Consider the following 17,132-nt stretch of genomic DNA (forward strand, 5'->3'; position numbering starts at 1 on the left):
TGTAGTCGATGTCACACCCGGCGCTGCTGCCTCGTCATGCTCATGCAACCCAACAAGGAGCATGACCATGACCGCCAAACTCGACCCCTTCGCCGCAGCGCCCGCCGTGATGAAACCGTGGTTCGCCGCCTCCACCGCGATCGCCGCCAGCCTCGAGCCCGCACTGATCGAACTGGTCAAGATCCGCGCCTCGCAGATCAACCGCTGCGCCAACTGCCTCAACATGCACACCGCCGAAGCCCGCGCCAAGGGCGAGAGCGAGCAGCGCATCTACCTCCTCTCCGCCTGGCAGGAAGCCCCCTGCTACACTCCGCGCGAGCGCGCCGCGCTGGGCTGGACCGACGCCTTGACGCGCCTGTCCGAAGGCCACACCCATCGCGAAGCCTATGAGGCGCTGTCCGCGGAGTTCAGCGAGGAGGAACAGGTGAAGCTGACGCTGATGATCAACATCATCACCGGCTGGAATCGCCTCGCGGTCGGCTTCGACCTGTGGATCGAACCCGCCGCTGCCAAGGCCGCGGCGTGACGCCGCACGAGCATCAGGGCGCAGCGGAGTCATTCGATCCGCTGCGCCCCAAACTCATCCGCGTCGCCTATCGCATGCTCGGCTCGGTCGCCGATGCCGAGGATGCGGTGCAGGACGCCTTCATCCGCTGGATGGGCACCGACCGCACGGCAGTACGTGAACCCGAGGCGTTTCTGCGCCGCACCGTCACCCGATTGTGCCTCGACCGGCTCAAATCGGCGCGCCACCAGCGCGAAACCTATATCGGCCCCTGGCTGCCCGATCCGGTGGTCGAGGAAGCACCCGACGAGGATGTGACCCTCCCGCTGATGCTCGCGCTCGAACGCCTCTCCCCGCTCGAACGCGCCGCCTTTCTCCTGCACGACGTGTTCGGCGCGTCGTTCGATGAGGTGGCGGGAACGCTCGACCGCGACGCCGCCGCCTGTCGCCAGCTCGCGGGGCGCGCCCGCGACCATGTCCGCGCCGCGCGTCCCCGGTTCAAGGTGGAGCAGCAGCGCGGGCTGGAGATCGCCAACGCCTTCTTCACCGCAAGCCGCACCGGTGACCTCACCGCGCTCGGCGCGATGCTCGCCGACGATGTCAGCATCCATTCCGACGGCGGCGGCAAGCGTGCGGCGGCGATCCGGCTGGTGCAGGGCATCAAACATGTGATGAAGCTGCACAAATCGCTCGCGGTGCTGTTCCGCAAATATGGCTCACAGCTCATTCGCGCTGGCTTCGTCAACGGCCTTCCCGGCTTCATCACGATGGAAGCAGACGGCGAGATCCAGACCACCGCGCTGGAGATCGAGGGCGACCGGATCGTCGCGATCTACATCACCCGCAATCCCGATAAATTGCGTCACCTGCATTGATCGCGCCTGTCGTCATCTTGTTATCTCTGTCGGGAACAAGGAAGATGGCGCGGATTTTGGCGGGAGGAAGCGGGCGTGGCGACCATCGCGGTGTACAGTCTGAAGGGCGGCGTCGGCAAAACATCGCTTGCGGTCAACCTCGCCTGGTGCGCCGCGACCCGCTCGGCACGCCGCACCCTGCTCTGGGACCTCGATCCGCAGGCAGCATCGACCTTCCTGCTCGGTGGCGGGCGCGGCAAGGCGGTCGCGCAGTCGGTGTTCAGCAAGGATGTCGAGCCGGCAAAGCTGATCCACCTGACCGCGATCGACCGCCTCGACCTTCTCGGCGCCGACGCGTCGTTGCGCGGTCTCGACTTGTTGTTCCATGAACTCGACAAGAAGAAGCGGCTGGCGAAATTGCTCGCCCAGCTCGCCGGCGATTACGACCGCGTCATCCTCGACTGCCCGCCCGGCCTGACCGAGACCAGCGAACAGGTGATGCGCGCCGCCGACCTGATCGTCGTGCCGGTCATCCCCTCCCCGCTGTCGGAACGCGCGCTGGAGGAAGTCGAGCGGCATCTGGGCGGAAAGGCAAAAGTGCCGCTGATGCCGGTCCATTCGATGGTCGATCGTCGCCGTAAGCTTCATGCCGAGGCACTGGAGCGCAACATCGACTGGCCGGTCATTCCGATGGCCAGCCTGGTCGAGGCGATGGCGGTACGCCGCGCCCCACTCGGTGCCTTCGCTCCGCGCAGCCCCGGCGCGATTGCCGTCGATACCCTGTGGCAGGCGATCGAAAAGCGCCTCGCCAAGCCGCGCAAGGCCAGCAAGTGACGCGGCCCACCCCCCGTGCCAGCGACCTCGACCCCGATCTGGTGCTGCGCGCCTATGCGATGGGTGTGTTCCCGATGTCCGAGCATCGCGACGACCCCAGCGTCTTCTGGGTCGAACCGCGCCAGCGCGCGATCCTGCCGCTCGACGGCTTTCACCTCACGCGCTCGCTGCGCAAGACGCTCTCCGCCGACCGCTTCCGCATCACTGCCGACACCGCGTTCGATCAGGTCATCGCGCTCTGCGCCGAGAGCGCACCTGACCGGCCCGATACCTGGATCAACCCCGCGATCGAACGGGTGTTCGTTGCGCTTCACCGCCGCGGCTTTGCGCATTCGGTCGAATGCTGGGACGGCGACCGCCTCGTCGGCGGGCTCTACGGCCTCGCGCTTGGCCGCGCCTTTTTCGGGGAGAGCATGGTCAGCCGCGCGCGCGATGCGTCGAAGGTCGCGATCGCGGCCCTGGTCGCCCGGCTGCGCGTCGGCGGCTTCACCCTGCTCGACTGCCAGTTCATGACCGACCACCTGGCCTCGCTCGGTGCGGTGGAGATACCGCGCGACCGTTACCTGTCGCTCTTGTCCGATTCGCTGGGCGAAGGTTCGGCCGGGCTGGCTGCGGGCGCAGGTGCGGCCTCCGTCTCCGCCGATTTCGGCGCGCTCGACCGTTTGGGCGCGTCCGCCGATCCGCCACCGACCACCTCGCCCCCGGTATCGGGGAAGGTCATCGCACAGCTCTTGACCCAGACGTCATAGATCGGGTGCTGCACCACGTTGAGCGCGGGTCGCTCCTTGTACAGCCAGCCTGAAAAGGCGCGGGTGAACTTGCCGTCCGTCCCGCGGATATCGACCTGCGCGAACGCCCCGGTCAGCTGGTCGGTCTCCCACGGCGCGGTCTTTTCGCACGCGCGCAGCCGCACGATGACATCGCCCGCGCGCACCGCCTGGCCAGGCTTGATCGTCAGGTCGCGCGCGACGCCGTTGCGCTTGTTGAGCAGCCCCAGCACCGCCACCCGCTCACCCATCGGCGTCACGCCGACGACCGACGCAGTCGGGGCCGCGTCGACCGCGACAACCTCGGCACCAGCCGCCGTAGTCCCGCCCGCCTTCGGCTGAACCTCAACCATGTCCGCCGCGTCGCTCGCATTCTCCGTCGGCTTTCCGCCGCACGCGGCAATCGCGAGCGGGACCAGGAGCAGCGCGACGGTCCGGGTCCGGCCCATCAGGCGCCGGGGTTCCAGGCTTCGTAGTCGCCGGTCGCACCGATCCGCTGGCCGCCCTTCTCCATCGCACCGGGCGGGCGATAGGCGAGCGCGCTGCCGGTCATGTTCGGCACAGCGGGCTGCTCCCACTGGCGCACCGGGGGCAGCGCCCGATCGGGCACATCGTCGATCTGGTGGTGGAGCCAGCTGAACCATTCCGGCGGCACACGGCTCGAATCGTTGGCCCCCTTGTAGATCACCCAGCGGCGCGGGCGGCCATGCATGTCGGCCCCGCCCTGGTAATACAGGTTGCCGAGCGCGTCCTCGCCAACCTGATCCTTGCCGCGCAGCCCGACCCAGGTGCCAAAGGTGGAGCCGTTCCACCAGGTGAAGATGTTCGCGAAGATACCCATGGCCCGCGCTTTACGCGGCACGCGCGGCGGGGGCAACGGGGGATGCGCAGCGCGCGCCTACCACTTCACCTTGTCCCCCGGCGAAATCCCCAGTTCGGCCGCGCGCCCGCCATTGATCTCCAGCACCGCCGCGACCGGCTCGCCCGACCGCACCGGGTCTTCGGAGAAGGGCACGGTATTCTCCGCGATGGTCGCAATCGTGCCGTCGGCGCGGATGAAGATGATATCGAGCGGACTCGGCGTATCCTTCATCCAGAAGCTCGCTTCTCGCGGACCGCCGCCTTCGGGTGGATAGGGCGCGAACAGCATCCCGCCATCGGCAGGAATATTCGTCCGGAACATCAGCCCCTGTTTCTGCTGCTCCGACGTGCGGGCGACATCGACCTTGAAGACATGCTTTGCCTCGCCCGATTCGATCGTGACGATGGCGCGGGCAGCCTCGGCCTGACCGGCCTTTTCACTCTCGCTCGCGGTGCAGGCAGGCAACAACAGCGCCGCGCCCAGCGCGAGCATCAGCGCCCGGTTCAATCCGATTTCAGGCCGGCTCCACAACGACCGCGAGCGGCCCCTTGTCGCCATCGACGATGCGGGCACGAAGCGGCTGATCGGGTTCAACGTCATAAATCTCCGCGCGGCGCAGGGTTTCCATATGAACGAATATATCCGACGATTCGCCGTCGCGCACCAGAAACCCATAGCCTTTGAGACGGTTGAACCATTTCACCGTCACCGGCTCGAACGGGCCAGCCTCCTCGATCAGCTTGATCCGGTCGATCCGGTCGCCCCCGCCGGGGCGCAACCGCACCGGCTCGACCACATCGGTCAGGTCAATCGACAGGATTTCGCGCGCCTGCAGGCCGCGCTCGCGCTGCACCACCAAACATTCGACCCGCGCGCCTTCCGGCAGGCTGCGGCGTCCATGCGGCTGGAGCACGGAAAAATGGATCAGGATGTCGCCTGCCTCGGTGTCGTCCGCGACGATGAAGCCAAAGCCGCGAGTCACGTCGAACCATTTGACGGTGCCCCAATAGCGCGTTTCGTCTGGCTCAGGGACGAGCACGGGCATGGCCGCCGGGACGGCCACCTCCCCTTCAATGCTCGACACACGCTGCGGGTCGGCTCGCATTACAGTATTTCCCCCTGACCGCAGACATTAACACAGCATTTCCGAAAGGCGCAGATCCTTTGTGATTAACGGTCGTGGAGCAGGAAATCCGTGTCGTCCCCCGGCTGCATCCCGGCAATTCGCCAGGCGAGTCCCGGCGCGTGACCCGCACGCACCATCGCCGCGACCTGTTTGGCGATCCGGTCGCGGTCGGCGGGCTCTGCGGCAAAGGGACCGATTCGCTTGCGACGGGCAAAATCGATTGCGCTTTGTCCGGTGCGTGCATCGACCTGTGGCGCGATCGCCTCGGCATCCTCCGCCTGCACCCCGGCATGGCGTAGCGCCTCCCCAACCCGACGCGCGCCCAGCCCCCGACGCGCCATCGCCGCCGCCTTGCTTTCGGCATAGAGCCGGTCGTTCACATAACCGAGCTCGGCAAAGCGTTCGGCGATTTCGGCGGGGTCCGGAGGCGTTCCGTCATAGCCGCGCTCGCGGATTTTTCGGACCAGATACGCGGTCAGCTTGCCGCGAGTCGTTGCGAAGCGCTCGACATAGCGCAGCGCCAGCCGGTCGAGCGATCCGCGGTCCAATGGCGGGATGGGGCGACGTGGAGAACGCATGCGCCTTGTTTGTGCCACACTGCCAACCGAATTTGAACGACAGTGCGTAGCAGAGCCGCCCGCGTTTCTGATGTGGGGCCTATCGTCGATGACGGGCGGGTGGCCTGACACGATCAGGGGGCACGGATTTTAGGATATGGCTTTGGACGTCAAGGATCAGGTCGAAGCGAAAGGCGCCACGATGCAGCCGACCCCGACCGAATGCACGTTACCCCGTCGACTGGCGGAATTCGCCACGCTCGGCGATGCGCTGGACTATGCCGCGCAGGGTAGCCGGGGGCTGAACTTTCACGATGCTCGCGGCACGCTGACCCGCCCCTATCCGTTCCGCGAAATGCGCGACGATGCGCTGGCCCAGGCGCGTCGCCTAATCGCAGCGGGCGTAAAGCCGCAGGACCGCATCGCGCTGATCGCCGAAACCGGCACCGACTTCGCTTCGCTGTTCTTCGGCGTCATCTATGCCGGCGCGTGGCCGGTGCCGCTCCCACTGCCCACCAGCTTCGGCGGCAGCCAGCATTATATCGACCAGCTTTCGGTCCAGCTCGAAAGCTGCGACCCGTCGATGCTGTTCTATCCGGCCGAATTGTCGGCGATGGCCGGCGAAGCCGCGCGCCTCAAGGGCGTCGAGGGCATCGACTGGGAAAGCTTCGCGACCCGCGAAGCCCCCGACGTCGAACTGCCCCAGGCCGACACCAACGACATCGCCTACCTCCAGTACAGCAGCGGCTCGACCCGCTTCCCGCACGGCGTCGCGATCACCCACCACGCGCTGCTCAACAATCTGTCGGCGCACAGCCACGGGATGAAGCTGGAGGACAGCGACCGCTGCGTCTCGTGGCTGCCCTGGTATCACGACATGGGGCTCGTCGGCTGCTTCCTCTCGGTCGTCGCCAATCAGGTGTCGACCGACTACCTCAAGACCGAGGATTTCGCGCGGCGTCCGCTCGCCTGGCTCGACCTGATCACCCGCAATCAGGGCACGACCCTCTCCTACTCGCCGACCTTCGGCTACGACATCTGCGCGCGCCGCATGTCGAGCCAGACCAAGGCGTCGGAACGCTTCGACCTCAGCCGCTGGCGGGTCGCGGGCAATGGCGCCGACATGATCCGTCCCGACGTGATGCAGGCGTTCGTCGATGCCTTTGCCGATGCCGGGTTCAAGGCCAGCGCCTTCCTGCCCAGCTACGGCCTTGCCGAAGCGACGCTCGCCGTGTCGATCATGCCCCCGGGTGAGGGCATCGTGGTCGAACTGGTCGAGGAAACCCAGCTGTCGGGCGGCGTCAACGGCGGCGATCGCCCCCAGCGCTATCGCGCGATCGTCAATTGCGGCAAGGCGGTCAAGGACATGGAGATCGAGATCCGCGAGGAGGACGGCACCCCGCTGCCCGACCGCGCGATCGGCAAGGTCTGGTGCCGCGGCCCCAGCGTCATGGTCGGCTATTTCCGCGACCCCGATTCGACCGCCGCCTGCATGAAGGACGGTTGGCTCGACACCGGCGACATGGGCTATATGTCCGAAGGCTATATCTACATTGTCGGCCGGGCGAAGGACATGATCATCGTCAACGGTCGCAACCACTGGCCGCAGGACATCGAATGGGCGGTGGAACAGCTCCCCGCGTTCAAGCAGGGCGACGTCGCGGCCTTTGCGATCACCACCCCGGGCGGCGAGGAAACCCCCGCCGTGCTCGTCCAGTGCCGCACCAGCGACGACAGCGAGCGCCAGAAGCTGCGCGAGGAAATCCGTGAACGCGTCCGCGCGGTGACCGGCATGAACTGCGTGATCGAACTGATCCCGCCACGCACCCTGCCCCGCACCAGCTCGGGCAAGCTCAGCCGCGCCAAGGCGCGCAACCAGTATCTCAACGGCGAGATCAAGCCCTACAGCATCGCCGCCTGATCCCTTACCCCCTTCCTGCACGGGAGGGGGAAACGGGAGCGCCTCCCCCTAACCCCCTTGAGAGTCACGCCAAACTGGCGGAAATTTTTTCCGCCACCCCCGCGAACTCTAACGGATCGCTAACCTCCACCCCGGTAATCTGCCCGGGTGACGAGCCAGACCACCTCCCAGTTCGCGCGGCCGCGCATCGACATGCGCGCGCTGCTCGGCCTTTATGACCCAGCGGATACCACCGACTGGGGACCGATCCGTGCTGCGCAAATGAATGCGGGCAGCCAGCTCGCGCTGTTCATGCTCGCCGCCAATGTGCTCGGCGCGACGCTGATCGTGCTCAACTTCTCCAGCCTGGTCCCGCTGTGGAAGCTCGCCAGCTGGGGTGCCCTGGTCGCTGCAGTCGGCGTCGCGGTCGCCTTCCGCCGCCTCGCCGTGCGTCACCGCACCGAACGCACCGCCAGCTTGCGCGACGTGCGCGACACGATGCTCGACGGCATCGCACTCGGCGCGGTGTGGTCGATCGCGCCCTTGCTGTTCGGCTCCTTCGCCAATGCCGAGGCCGCGACCGGACTGTGGATCGTCCTGTCGATTCTCATGGTCGCCTCCTCCGTCGCGATGGCCGCATTGCCGCTCGCGACGATCAGCTTCCTCGTCGTGCTCGGCAGCGCCAATGCCACCGCACTTGCCCTGACCCAATCGCCCGCGCTCGGTGCCGCGACCCTGCTCTTCACCCTCCTGCTCGTCATCGCCTGCTATGCCCGCGGCAAGGCGCTGGTCGTCATTCGCGCCAACGAGATCGCGCTCAGCGAACGCGACGAAACAGTGAGCCTGCTGCTGCGCGAGTTCGAGGACAAGAGCGCCGACTGGCTGTGGGAGACCGACGCCCAGCGCCGCGTGTTCCGCGCCAATCCCCGTTTCGCCGTCTCGCTCGGGGTCGATCCCAAGGCGATCAACGGCATGCCCTTCCTTCAGGTGCTCGCCGGCTCGGCCTGGGAAAGCGGCAATTTCTCGCAAGGGCTGCGCGACCTCGCCGAATCGCTCAAGAAGCGCGAGCCGTTCCGCGACATCCTCCTGCCCGTCATCGTCGATGGCGAAGAACGCTGGTGGGAGCTGACCGGCTCGCCCCGCTTCAATGAAGAGGGCGGCTATATCGGCTTTCGCGGGGTCGGCTCCGACGTCACCGAAGCGCGCGAATCGGCGAACAAGATCAGCAAGATGGCGCGCTACGACACGCTCACCGGCCTGCCCAACCGCCTGCTGATCAACGAAGCGCTGGCGACCGCAATGGCCGAGGCGGACAAGTGGAACGCGCGCTGCGCCTTCATGATGATCGACCTCGACCGGTTCAAGGCGGTCAACGACACGCTCGGCCACCCGGTCGGCGACCGGTTGCTGATGCGCGTGTCCGAACGCCTCAAAAAGCTGATGACCCCCAATGAGACGATCGGACGCCTGGGCGGCGACGAGTTCGCCGTGGTGGTGCGCGATGCCAATGACGCGGTTGCAGTCGAGGCGCTGGCCCGGACGATCATCGACGTCCTGTCCGCCCCCTATGACGTCGATCACCACACCCTCTATATCGGTGCCAGCGTCGGCCTCGCGTTCGGACCGCGCGACGGGCGTACTGCGGAAATGCTGATCCGCTCCGCCGACCTCGCCCTGTATCGCTCGAAGGACGCCGGCGGCGGCAATTTCCACTCCTACGAACCCCAGCTCCATGTCGAGGCAGAGGAACGCCGCGTCCTCGAGATCGCGCTGCGCGCCGCGGTTGAGAACGACGAGCTGCACCTCCTCTACCAGCCCGTCGTCCAGGCCGGCACCGGCGCGCTGATGGGATTCGAAGCGCTGCTGCGCTGGACCCACCCCGAACTGGGGCCGATCTCCCCGGTCAAGTTCGTCCCGCTCGCCGAGGATGCGCGCCTGATCGCCCCGATCGGCGAATGGGTGCTGCGCGCGGCCTGCATCGAGGCGGCGAAATGGGACGACCCGATCCGCGTCGCGGTCAATGTCAGCCCCGAACAGCTCCACAACGCCAATTTCGCGCCCTTCGTGGCCAAGGCGCTCAAGGAAAGCGGCCTCCACCCCAGCCGCCTCGAGCTCGAAGTCACCGAAAGCGTGTTCATGCGCGAAGGCACCGCCGCGGTTCAGACACTGGAGGCGATCCTCGACATGGGCGTCCGCCTCAGCCTCGACGATTTCGGCACCGGCTATTCCTCGCTCGGCTACCTCAGCCGTACCCGCTTCAGCTCGATCAAGATCGACCGCAGCTTCGTCCAGGGCGCGTCGAAGGGCCAGAAGGAGGCGATCGCCATCATCCGCGCCGTCGTCGCGCTCGCCCAGAGCCTCGGCATGGCCACCACGGCGGAAGGCGTCGAAACCGAGGACGAGCACCGGCTGATCCAGTCGCTCGGCTGCACCAAGGTCCAGGGCTATTATTTCGGCCGCCCCCTCCCCGTCGCCGAAGCCCGCACCCTCGCCACCCGCGACAGCCAGCACGACGCGGTCCGCGTGGCGTGACCTATCTCCCCTCTCCCCTTCAGGGGAGAGGGTGGCCGAGCAAAGCGAGGCCGGGAGAGGGGCAGTCCGGTAGGCAAATCCCAAACCCCAAGCCCCCTCTCCCCAACCCTCTCCCCGCAAGCGGAGAGAGGGAGCAGCCCCCCAACATACCCCCTTGCAATGTTGGATTTGGTTTCGGAACACTGGCCAGTGACCGGACCCCGCCCCTTCAACCGCCGTCAGGCGCACGAGAACGCCGCATTCCTCGCCGCGCTGCGCCGCACCGGCAATGCGCGCGAGGCAGCGCGCAGCCTCGGCTTCCACCGCTCGACCATGACCAAGCGTCGTGCCCGCGACCCCGCCTTCGCCGCCGAATGGGACGCCGCACTCGTCTTCGCCCATGCGAACCTCAACACAGCCGGGCAGCAACCCGACACCAGCGAACCCCGCGCGGTCCGCACCGCATCAAGCCGCATGCAGCTGCGCGCCCTCCCTGCCCGCGCGCTCGACCGCGCCGCCGAACAGGCGTTCCTCTCCGCGCTCAGCGCCACCGCCAACGTCCGCCTCTCCGCCGCAGCCGCCGGCTTCAGCCACTCCGCCTTCTACGCCCGCCGCCGCCAGAGCCCCGCCTTCGCCCGCGAGATGCAGCTCGCGCTCGAAACCGGCTATGAGCGCGTCGAACTGGCGCTGATGGAGGCCGCCTTGGCATCCAGCTATCGCGACGACGCCTGGCGCCACAATGATCCCCCGGCGATCCCCAGCATGACCGCGGACGAGGCGATGATGCTGCTCCGCCTCCACCACCAGAGCGTCCGCCTCCAGGAAGAACCCCCGCACCTCAAGCGCCGCCGCGGCGAAAGCAGCGAAGCGCACAGCTACCGCCTGTCCGAAATGTACAAGGCCCGCCTGCAACGCGCCCGCGACGCCTTCGACGTGGCCGAAGCCGAACGCCGCTCCGCAACGGCGGCGACCAGCGAAAGCCCGTTTGAGGAGCCGTTCCCGACGCTACCGGCGCTCGATCAGGTCAAGGGGTGGCGGAAGGGGAAAGGGTGAGCCTCGCTTCGCTCACCCCAATTTCTAAGATCTTTCATACCTTAGCGGCATTTAGTGCGACCCTTGGGGCTACTATGTTGTACCTCCTTGCGATGTTTGAACTAAGCGTCGAAGTCGAGCGTCATATGGCGAGGTGGGGAGGCAGTCATTTATGCCAGCAGCGGGTTTGAACGACTCTTTTTCCGAGGAAGGTCTCTGGTGGCTGGAGGGTGACGACAAGAATCAGGTCCCCGGCACCCTGTCCTTCGATCTTGAGGATGGTCCGGTCCTCAAGTTACTCGGGACGCTCCAAGACTTCGTAACGGCATTCAACGCATCGCTATCCGGCGACAGCGAGAATCTAACGATTCACGGTGTCACAAAGAAGGGGAAGCCCGTTACCCTCCTCCGAGCTTTCAGCACAAATCGGCAGATGAACATGCCGGGCATCGCGAACGAGACATGGAACTCGAACATGCTTCTCGTGGGGTGCCACCTGTCGAAGAGCGACGATGCGATATTTTCAAAATCCTACTTGCGCTTTCAAGAAATCGAGAAATGGTTGGAGCACAATCCATTCACTTTTTCGTTCGAAACGGAGAGCAAAGTTGCGACATTGCGCGCTGAGAAGCCGCGCGAGATCTACTTCGCAACGGTCGATGATTTTGAAATAACCACGGTGGGCAATCTCTACTCGAACAATGATATCGACACTCGATACTCGATTGAAGTCTTGAGCCAGATGGGCATTAGACCAACGGAGGCAAAGTCACTTGACTGGCACCTCAACCGCGCGGTCCGCATTCAAGGTCTCGCATCACTCTGCTCGGGTTACCATCTTCCACTACTCTCCTTGGAGTTGCGGGGTCCCGACGTAGAGGTTGGGATTGGCGAAACGATGACCTGCGAGGTCCATGTCTACGCCCGGATGCAGCACCCGGTCGCAGACAAATGGCGGCGGCACGACAAACCGATTGTCTCGGGGCCCGAACTGTTGAGATTCAATCCTGACGCGGCAGCGGTATGGTTTAGTGAGCACGAGAATCTAGGTTCGGCGCTTGACCTGCTCTTCACGATCAAAGGGCAGCGCCAGATGTATACTAACGTCCGCTTCATTCTTGCGGTTCAGGCGCTTGAGGTCTTTCACCGAAGGACCTCAGCGCAGACCGTCATGGACCAAGCCAACTTCGAGAAAGTTCGGGAAGAGTTGATTGCCGCGATACCAGATTCAGCCACGAAGGAAATGAGAGAAAGACTCATTCAGAGCTACAGATTCACGAACGAGCCGAGTTTGAGCCAGCGCCTTAAATCTATAGCCAGGACGATCAAAGATGAGTTCGGAAAACTTCCTCCCGCGTTAAATAAGAGCTTTATTAAACAGTTAGTCGACACCAGAAACTACTACACCCATTTCTCGCCTGACCTCGAGGAAAAGAAGCTAGACGGATCGGGAATGTATTGGGCAAGCCGCCGCATCATAGTACTGCTGACCGTTCTCTTATTGCGTCGTCTCGGCGTTTCGGCTGACGATATAGGGGGTCTCATCCGGCGGCATCGAGAGTTCGCGCAGCTATGGGAGAGCGAGAATGCTCCTTTTTGATGCCACACGACGTTCGTTTGTGTCTGTTATCTGACGGCCTCCTCAAAACCGACCTTCAGACATTTGCCCCAACAAAAAAGCCGGGGCTCCCACCCCGGCTTTCCCGTAACCCACTAATGGTGCGAAGCCTTACTTCGACCGCTCCACCTGATCGAAGTCCAGCTCGACCGGCGTCGCACGCCCAAAGATCGACACGCTGACCTTGACCTTCGACTTGTCGAAATCCAGTTCCTCGACCACGCCGTTGAAGCTTGCGAACGGGCCGTCCAGCACCTTGACCGAATCGCCGATCTCGTAATCGACCTTGATCTGCTGCTTGGGCGCGGCGGCGGCTTCTTCCTTGGTGTTCAGGATGCGCGCGGCTTCGGCTTCGCTGATCGGCTGGGGCTTGCCCGACGATCCCAGGAATCCGGTCACCTTCGGCGTATTCTTGACCAGGTGATAGACGTCGTCGTTCATGCTCAGCTTGGCGAGGACGTAGCCGGGGAAGAATTTCCGCTCCGACTGCACCTTCTTGCCGCGCCGCACTTCGGTCACCGTCTCGACCGGCACCTCGACCGATTCGACCAGCGCGTCGAGGCCCAGCCGCGTCGCATCGGCCAGGATCTGGTCCCGCACCTTGTTCTCGAAGCCCGAATAGGCGTGAATGATGTACCAGCGCGCCGCCATGGAATATTTCCCGTTATCTGGCCGCTCAGCCTGCAAGGCCGAGGAGGAAGTTCACGATCGCGCCGAACAGACGGTCGACGCCAAAGAAGAAGATGCCGAGCAGCGTCGCCATGATGAACACCATGATCGCGGTCATCATCGTTTCCTTGCGGGTGGGCCAGACGACCTTCTTGGTCTCTGCCTGCACCTGGCGCATGAATTCCAGCGGATTGGTCTTCGCCACGTCTGCCTCACAAATAAAATGCCCGGCTTCGGGACAGGTTTCTCCGCCCGGCTCCTACGGTAAGGAACCCGGCGAACCCCATCACGCTGTCGGATTGGGGACGCTATCTAGCGACTGTGCGACAGGGGGCAAGGGGCTTGGGCGCAACCGATCAAGGGCGCGGCAACATGCCCGGCGATCGTCGGGCGGGGTGGCCCCAATAGCGGAAGCGGGCGGGAGCCAAAGCTCCGCGCCCGCCCCGGTCATCGACCGTCGCCGCGATGCTCAGGGGCTATCGGGCCGGTCGTCTTCAGCCAGTTCGACAATGCCCCATACCGCCAGCACAGTCCCGATCAGCACCGCGACCAGCCCCGGCCCCTGCAGCCCGGCCAGCGCATTGCCGTCCTCTACTGCGGTGGTCGCACGCGCCTGCGCGATGCCATGCGTGAGGCTCAGCGACTGGGCGGGTGCAGCATGGGCGCTCGCGCTCATCAATGCGACGGCGGTCATCGCGGTGGTCATGAATTTCTTCAGCATGGCATTCTCCATCCGGTTTGGGGACGCCACGCGGATTAGCCGCGACGCATCGCCGCAGTCGTCGGTCGGAACCTGACAGCATGCCTCAACGCAGATCGACGACCTCGACGGGGGGCAGCGTCACCCGCGCGCCCTGGTCGTCCCAGTGGCGGTGATTGAACACCGCTCCCTCGCGCCGCACCCGTTCGACCTTGGCCGGGTCGATCTCGCCATACACCCAACCCGGCGCATCGACCGCGCCCTGCGCGACCACGCCGTCTTCGGGAAAGCCCAGATCGGGCGGGCCATAGATCCCCGCCGCGCCATGGCTGGTGCCGAGCGAAGGGGTCCATTCGGCGTCCCCCACCACCGGTGCCTGCACGACATAGCATTGGTTTTCCAGCGCCCGCGCCTGCGCCCCCACCCGCACGCGGTAATAGCCGTGCAGCGTATCGGTCGCCGATGGCGCAAGGATCAGGGTCGCCCCCGCCTCCACCTGCGCGCGGACCAGCAACGGGAATTCGACATCGTAACAGATCGCGATCCCGATCCGCCCGAGATCGGTGTCGAACACATGCAGCGGCGATCCCGCGCCGATGTTCCAGATCTCCCGCTCGAACCGCGTCATCACGATCTTGCGCTGCGTGCCCCTCTTCCCGCTCGGCGCGAACAGCCGGGCATGGTTGCGGAACACGCCATCGCCCTCGCGCACCGGCAGGCTCCCGGCGCAGAGATGGATGCCATGCCGCACCGCCAGCTCGCCATGCAGCGCATCGACCCGCTCGACCAGCGACCCCAGCGCCGCGATCGACCCGTGCAGGTCCTCGACGGTCGTCGCATCGAGCGCGGTCAGTTCCATCCCGGCATATTCGGGGAACACCGCGAGCTTCGCCCCGCCCTCCGCCGCCTCGCCCACCCAGCGCGCGATCTTGGCGGCATAGGCATCCCAGTCGGTCAGTTGCTCGACCGGATAGGCGGCGGTGGCAAGGGTGAAGGCGGTCATAGGGCGCGGCTCCAGAATTGCAGCTGATGGGGCGTTTCGCCCGCATCGCCAATGTCCGCCCAGCGCATCGTGCAGACCAGCCCCGGCACTTCGCGATAGCCGCGCGCGGTCCAGAACGCGGCATGGCTGCGCGCACCTTCGGGCCGCATCGGGTGGTCGTCGGGCCGGATCACCGAACAGAAGGTCGCGTGCGCCGCCCCTGCCCGCCGTGCCCCCGCCTCCCGCTGGTCGAAGAACGCATGCCCGATCCCCCGCCCGCGCCATTGCGGCAACAGCACCGATTCGCCGAAGTAAAAGGTCGTGGGGACATCGAACCCGTGCGCCGCGACCGGCTCCAGCACCGCGGCCCCCCTGCGCCGCCAGCGGCGACGCGGTTGCCATGCCGATGATGTCATCGCCATCGAACGCCGCGACTAGCACCGCGTGCGGCGCGGCGGCAAAGGCGGCGAGGTATCCGCTCTCATACCCGGCATCGCCGTCGTAAAGGTAAGGCCACTCGCGAAACACCGCGATCCGCAGCCGCGCGAGATCGGCGATGCGGTCCTGCACCTCGCCGGGGCCGAGCGTTCGGACGGAAACGCTCATCCGCCGACCTGGGCGATCCAGTCGGCCAGGTTGTAGTGGACCGACACGCGGGCAATCCGCCCGTCGCGGACCTCGAAGAACGCCCCCGCCGGGAGCACATAGGTCTGGCCGGTCGCCGGGGGCAGCCCCTCATCGGTCGCCAGATATTCCCCGTGCACGACAAACTCCGCCGCCGCGCGCGCGCCGTCCTGCGACGTCATCACCACGATATCCGTCAGCCGCTCGCGATAGCACCGATCCATATGCTTCAGGAAATCGCGGAACGCCGCCTTCCCGCTCTGCCGCCCGCCCTGGTTGATGTCGTGCGCGACATCCTCGGTCAGGCAAGCGAGCATCGCGTCGTGATCGCCCGCGTTGAACGCGGCGTAATAGGATTCGATCAGGCGGCGGGTTGCGTCGGCATCGTGCATCGCCCGCCTATGCGGTCGTCGTCACGGGAAACACAAACAAAAATGGCGGCCTGAGGCCGCCATTTTCACTGACCGAACGGTCGATTGCCGATTACGGCGAATCGGGCGTGTCGTCGAAGATGTTGATCGCGCCGGTCAGCTCCAGGATGGCGACAACCGCGACGATGCCGCCGAGAAGCACCAGCGGGCTGAGCTGGAACTGCTCGTTCTTCTCACCAGTGGCGGTGGTTGCGCGAGCTGCCTGGGCCTTGCTCAGGCTCAGCGACTGCGCCGAGTTCGCCTGCGCGACGGAAACGGAGCTGGCCAGCATCAGCGCTGCAGCGGCGACCTTCATGAACATCTCGAGCACCTCAAAAATTGAACAAGCGCGCTATTTCAGAACTTTGTGTGCGTTGCAATAGAAAAATCGCTAACGAAACAAATTCAGAGCAATGCCACCACGGCAAAGCCGCCGATCAGCGCGGCGAGCACCAGCCAGCCGATCAGGTTCAGCCGCTCCTCCAGCACCTTCTGCACCGGCTCGCCATATTTCTTGAGCAGGAACGCGACGAGGAAGAAGCGCGCACCGCGGGTGATGGTGCACAGCAGGATGAAGATGCCCAGCGGATAGTGCGACAGGCCGCTCGCGATCGTCACCAGCTTGAACGGAATCGGGGTCAATCCTTTGACCAGGATCAGCGCCGCACCCCATTCGGTGTAATAGTGCGTGAACTCCTCGAACGCGCCCTCGCGGAAGAATTCCAGCACCTGATGCGCGAACCCGGTCAGGAAGTATCCGATCGCATAACCGAACAGCCCGCCCAGCACCGACGCGATCGTACAGATCGTCGCGATGCGATACGCCTTGTCGCGCCGCGCCAGCACCATCGGCACCAGCATCACGTCGGGCGGGATCGGGAAAAAGCTGGATTCGGCAAAGCTGACGGTCGCGAGATAGCGGTCGGCATGGCGATGACCGGCCAGCCTCAGCGTCCAGTCATAGAGCGCGCGGAACATGCGGGGCGAAACCTCTGCAAGGGGTCCGGGCGCGCCCGGAGAAGATGGCAGGGGAGCTCGGATTCGAACCGAGGGCCTTCGGTTTTGGAGACCGACGCTCTAACCAGCTGAGCTACACCCCTGTGCGGTGGTGCGCTTTAGCGACGCTTTGGAAATCACACAAGAGCCGCTTGCGACCAAATGCAGAACGGAACATATATAGA

At 65.2% G+C, this 17,132-nt stretch carries 20 protein-coding genes, 1 tRNA gene and 1 pseudogene; 8 read left to right on the forward strand and 14 right to left on the reverse strand.

All coding sequences use genetic code 11. The features are described from left to right. The first annotated feature begins 67 nt into the window (after nt 1–67). The 4 genes from LRS08_RS02415 (at nt 68) to aat (ending at nt 2,942) form a co-directional block, all read left to right on the forward strand. Nucleotides 68–526, forward strand: coding sequence for a carboxymuconolactone decarboxylase family protein (locus LRS08_RS02415; protein ID WP_257845062.1), 459 nt, complete (start codon nt 68–70; stop codon nt 524–526). After that, entirely contained in the window at nt 523–1,380 is an 858-nt protein-coding gene (locus LRS08_RS02420) for a sigma-70 family RNA polymerase sigma factor (protein ID WP_257845061.1), read from the forward strand. The genes LRS08_RS02415 and LRS08_RS02420 overlap by 4 nt, the downstream gene beginning before the upstream one ends. 75 nt (nt 1,381–1,455) lie before the next feature. Next, nucleotides 1,456–2,193: a ParA family protein gene (locus LRS08_RS02425; RefSeq protein ID WP_257845060.1), complete on the forward strand. Its 738-nt coding sequence runs from the start codon at nt 1,456–1,458 to the stop codon at nt 2,191–2,193. Then, the gene (gene aat / locus LRS08_RS02430) at nt 2,190–2,942 is read left to right on the forward strand and encodes a leucyl/phenylalanyl-tRNA--protein transferase (protein WP_260481285.1); all 753 of its coding nucleotides are present in this window, start codon (nt 2,190–2,192) and stop codon (nt 2,940–2,942) included. The genes LRS08_RS02425 and aat overlap by 4 nt, the downstream gene beginning before the upstream one ends. Nucleotides 2,943–2,977: 35 nt before the next feature. Here the strand turns inward: aat and LRS08_RS19980 are convergent. The 5 genes and pseudogenes from LRS08_RS19980 to LRS08_RS02455 form a co-directional block, all read right to left on the reverse strand. Continuing rightward, nucleotides 2,978–3,409, reverse strand: a pseudogene (locus tag LRS08_RS19980) (DUF2155 domain-containing protein); the annotation flags it as partial. After that, on the reverse strand, nt 3,409–3,801 hold the full coding sequence (locus LRS08_RS02440) for an NADH:ubiquinone oxidoreductase subunit NDUFA12 (RefSeq protein WP_257845059.1): 393 nt from the start codon (nt 3,799–3,801) through the stop codon (nt 3,409–3,411). The pseudogene LRS08_RS19980 and the gene LRS08_RS02440, both read right to left, overlap by 1 nt. Nucleotides 3,802–3,858: 57 nt before the next feature. After that, nucleotides 3,859–4,314 (reverse strand): DUF192 domain-containing protein, encoded by a 456-nt coding sequence (locus tag LRS08_RS02445; protein ID WP_257845058.1) that lies wholly within the window; start codon nt 4,312–4,314, stop codon nt 3,859–3,861. A gap of 22 nt (nt 4,315–4,336) precedes the next feature. Continuing rightward, nucleotides 4,337–4,867 carry a cold-shock protein gene (locus LRS08_RS02450; RefSeq protein WP_257845057.1) on the reverse strand — a complete coding sequence of 177 codons (531 nt, stop codon included), beginning with the start codon at nt 4,865–4,867 and terminating at the stop codon, nt 4,337–4,339. Between the two features lie 125 nt (nt 4,868–4,992). After that, a complete protein-coding gene (locus LRS08_RS02455; protein WP_257845056.1) occupies nt 4,993–5,526 on the reverse strand; it encodes a regulatory protein RecX in 534 nt (177 codons plus the stop codon). 136 nt (nt 5,527–5,662) lie between these two features. Here LRS08_RS02455 and LRS08_RS02460 point away from each other — a divergent pair, with 136 nt between their 5' ends. The 4 genes from LRS08_RS02460 (at nt 5,663) to LRS08_RS02475 (ending at nt 12,548) form a co-directional block, all read left to right on the forward strand. Further along, nucleotides 5,663–7,426 carry a fatty acyl-AMP ligase gene (locus tag LRS08_RS02460; protein WP_257845055.1) on the forward strand — a complete coding sequence of 588 codons (1,764 nt, stop codon included), beginning with the start codon at nt 5,663–5,665 and terminating at the stop codon, nt 7,424–7,426. Nucleotides 7,427–7,618: 192 nt separating this feature from the next. Further along, nucleotides 7,619–9,937: a putative bifunctional diguanylate cyclase/phosphodiesterase gene (locus LRS08_RS02465; protein WP_257845515.1), complete on the forward strand. Its 2,319-nt coding sequence runs from the start codon at nt 7,619–7,621 to the stop codon at nt 9,935–9,937. Nucleotides 9,938–10,126: 189 nt separating this feature from the next. After that, the gene (locus LRS08_RS02470; RefSeq protein ID WP_260481286.1) at nt 10,127–10,969 is read left to right on the forward strand and encodes a hypothetical protein; all 843 of its coding nucleotides are present in this window, start codon (nt 10,127–10,129) and stop codon (nt 10,967–10,969) included. Nucleotides 10,970–11,135: 166 nt separating this feature from the next. Beyond that, on the forward strand, nt 11,136–12,548 hold the full coding sequence (locus LRS08_RS02475) for a HEPN domain-containing protein (protein ID WP_260481287.1): 1,413 nt from the start codon (nt 11,136–11,138) through the stop codon (nt 12,546–12,548). A gap of 129 nt (nt 12,549–12,677) precedes the next feature. On the opposite strand, the gene nusG is transcribed toward LRS08_RS02475, so the two are convergent. The 9 genes from nusG to LRS08_RS02520 all read right to left on the reverse strand — a co-directional run bounded on the left by nusG (nt 12,678) and on the right by LRS08_RS02520 (nt 17,051). After that, nucleotides 12,678–13,217, reverse strand: a complete 540-nt coding sequence (gene nusG, locus LRS08_RS02480) for a transcription termination/antitermination protein NusG (protein WP_257845052.1) — start codon at nt 13,215–13,217, stop codon at nt 12,678–12,680. A 25-nt stretch (nt 13,218–13,242) separates the two neighbouring features. Then, entirely contained in the window at nt 13,243–13,440 is a 198-nt protein-coding gene (gene secE, locus LRS08_RS02485; protein WP_257845051.1) for a preprotein translocase subunit SecE, read from the reverse strand. Between the two features lie 264 nt (nt 13,441–13,704). Next, nucleotides 13,705–13,956, reverse strand: coding sequence for a hypothetical protein (locus tag LRS08_RS02490; RefSeq protein ID WP_260481288.1), 252 nt, complete (start codon nt 13,954–13,956; stop codon nt 13,705–13,707). Between the two features lie 85 nt (nt 13,957–14,041). Then, nucleotides 14,042–14,938 (reverse strand): carbon-nitrogen hydrolase family protein, encoded by an 897-nt coding sequence (locus LRS08_RS02495; RefSeq protein WP_260481289.1) that lies wholly within the window; start codon nt 14,936–14,938, stop codon nt 14,042–14,044. Next, complete coding sequence (locus LRS08_RS20175; protein WP_409456272.1) at nt 14,935–15,279, reverse strand: hypothetical protein; 345 nt, start codon at nt 15,277–15,279, stop codon at nt 14,935–14,937. The genes LRS08_RS02495 and LRS08_RS20175 overlap by 4 nt, the downstream gene beginning before the upstream one ends. 240 nt (nt 15,280–15,519) lie before the next feature. Next, complete coding sequence (locus LRS08_RS02505; RefSeq protein WP_260481290.1) at nt 15,520–15,933, reverse strand: ketosteroid isomerase-related protein; 414 nt, start codon at nt 15,931–15,933, stop codon at nt 15,520–15,522. Between the two features lie 91 nt (nt 15,934–16,024). Further along, the gene (locus LRS08_RS02510; RefSeq protein ID WP_260481291.1) at nt 16,025–16,273 is read right to left on the reverse strand and encodes a hypothetical protein; all 249 of its coding nucleotides are present in this window, start codon (nt 16,271–16,273) and stop codon (nt 16,025–16,027) included. Nucleotides 16,274–16,356: 83 nt separating this feature from the next. After that, nucleotides 16,357–16,929: a YqaA family protein gene (locus LRS08_RS02515; RefSeq protein WP_257845046.1), complete on the reverse strand. Its 573-nt coding sequence runs from the start codon at nt 16,927–16,929 to the stop codon at nt 16,357–16,359. A 45-nt stretch (nt 16,930–16,974) separates the two neighbouring features. After that, nucleotides 16,975–17,051: transfer RNA gene (locus LRS08_RS02520), tRNA-Trp, on the reverse strand. Nucleotides 17,052–17,132: the final 81 nt, after the last annotated feature.

The organism is Sphingomonas sp. J315 (assembly GCF_024666595.1).
Taxonomy (GTDB): Bacteria; Pseudomonadota; Alphaproteobacteria; order Sphingomonadales; family Sphingomonadaceae; genus Sphingomonas.

What these genes read in the sequence shown, in the direction of transcription:
- LRS08_RS02505 (WP_260481290.1), bottom strand. Translation starts at nt 15,933, where the DNA reads ATGCACGATGCCGACGCAACCCGCCGCCTGATCGAATCCTATTACGCC.
- LRS08_RS02450 (WP_257845057.1), bottom strand. Translation starts at nt 4,867, where the DNA reads ATGCCCGTGCTCGTCCCTGAGCCAGACGAAACGCGCTATTGGGGCACC.
- LRS08_RS02455 (WP_257845056.1), bottom strand. Translation starts at nt 5,526, where the DNA reads ATGCGTTCTCCACGTCGCCCCATCCCGCCATTGGACCGCGGATCGCTC.
- LRS08_RS02465 (WP_257845515.1), top strand. Translation starts at nt 7,619, where the DNA reads ATGCGCGCGCTGCTCGGCCTTTATGACCCAGCGGATACCACCGACTGG.
- LRS08_RS02515 (WP_257845046.1), bottom strand. Translation starts at nt 16,929, where the DNA reads ATGTTCCGCGCGCTCTATGACTGGACGCTGAGGCTGGCCGGTCATCGC.
- LRS08_RS02460 (WP_257845055.1), top strand. Translation starts at nt 5,663, where the DNA reads ATGGCTTTGGACGTCAAGGATCAGGTCGAAGCGAAAGGCGCCACGATG.
- LRS08_RS02495 (WP_260481289.1), bottom strand. Translation starts at nt 14,938, where the DNA reads ATGACCGCCTTCACCCTTGCCACCGCCGCCTATCCGGTCGAGCAACTG.
- LRS08_RS02445 (WP_257845058.1), bottom strand. Translation starts at nt 4,314, where the DNA reads ATGCTCGCGCTGGGCGCGGCGCTGTTGTTGCCTGCCTGCACCGCGAGC.
- LRS08_RS02440 (WP_257845059.1), bottom strand. Translation starts at nt 3,801, where the DNA reads ATGGGTATCTTCGCGAACATCTTCACCTGGTGGAACGGCTCCACCTTT.
- LRS08_RS02510 (WP_260481291.1), bottom strand. Translation starts at nt 16,273, where the DNA reads ATGTTCATGAAGGTCGCCGCTGCAGCGCTGATGCTGGCCAGCTCCGTT.
- nusG (WP_257845052.1), bottom strand. Translation starts at nt 13,217, where the DNA reads ATGGCGGCGCGCTGGTACATCATTCACGCCTATTCGGGCTTCGAGAAC.
- LRS08_RS02415 (WP_257845062.1), top strand. Translation starts at nt 68, where the DNA reads ATGACCGCCAAACTCGACCCCTTCGCCGCAGCGCCCGCCGTGATGAAA.
- LRS08_RS02490 (WP_260481288.1), bottom strand. Translation starts at nt 13,956, where the DNA reads ATGCTGAAGAAATTCATGACCACCGCGATGACCGCCGTCGCATTGATG.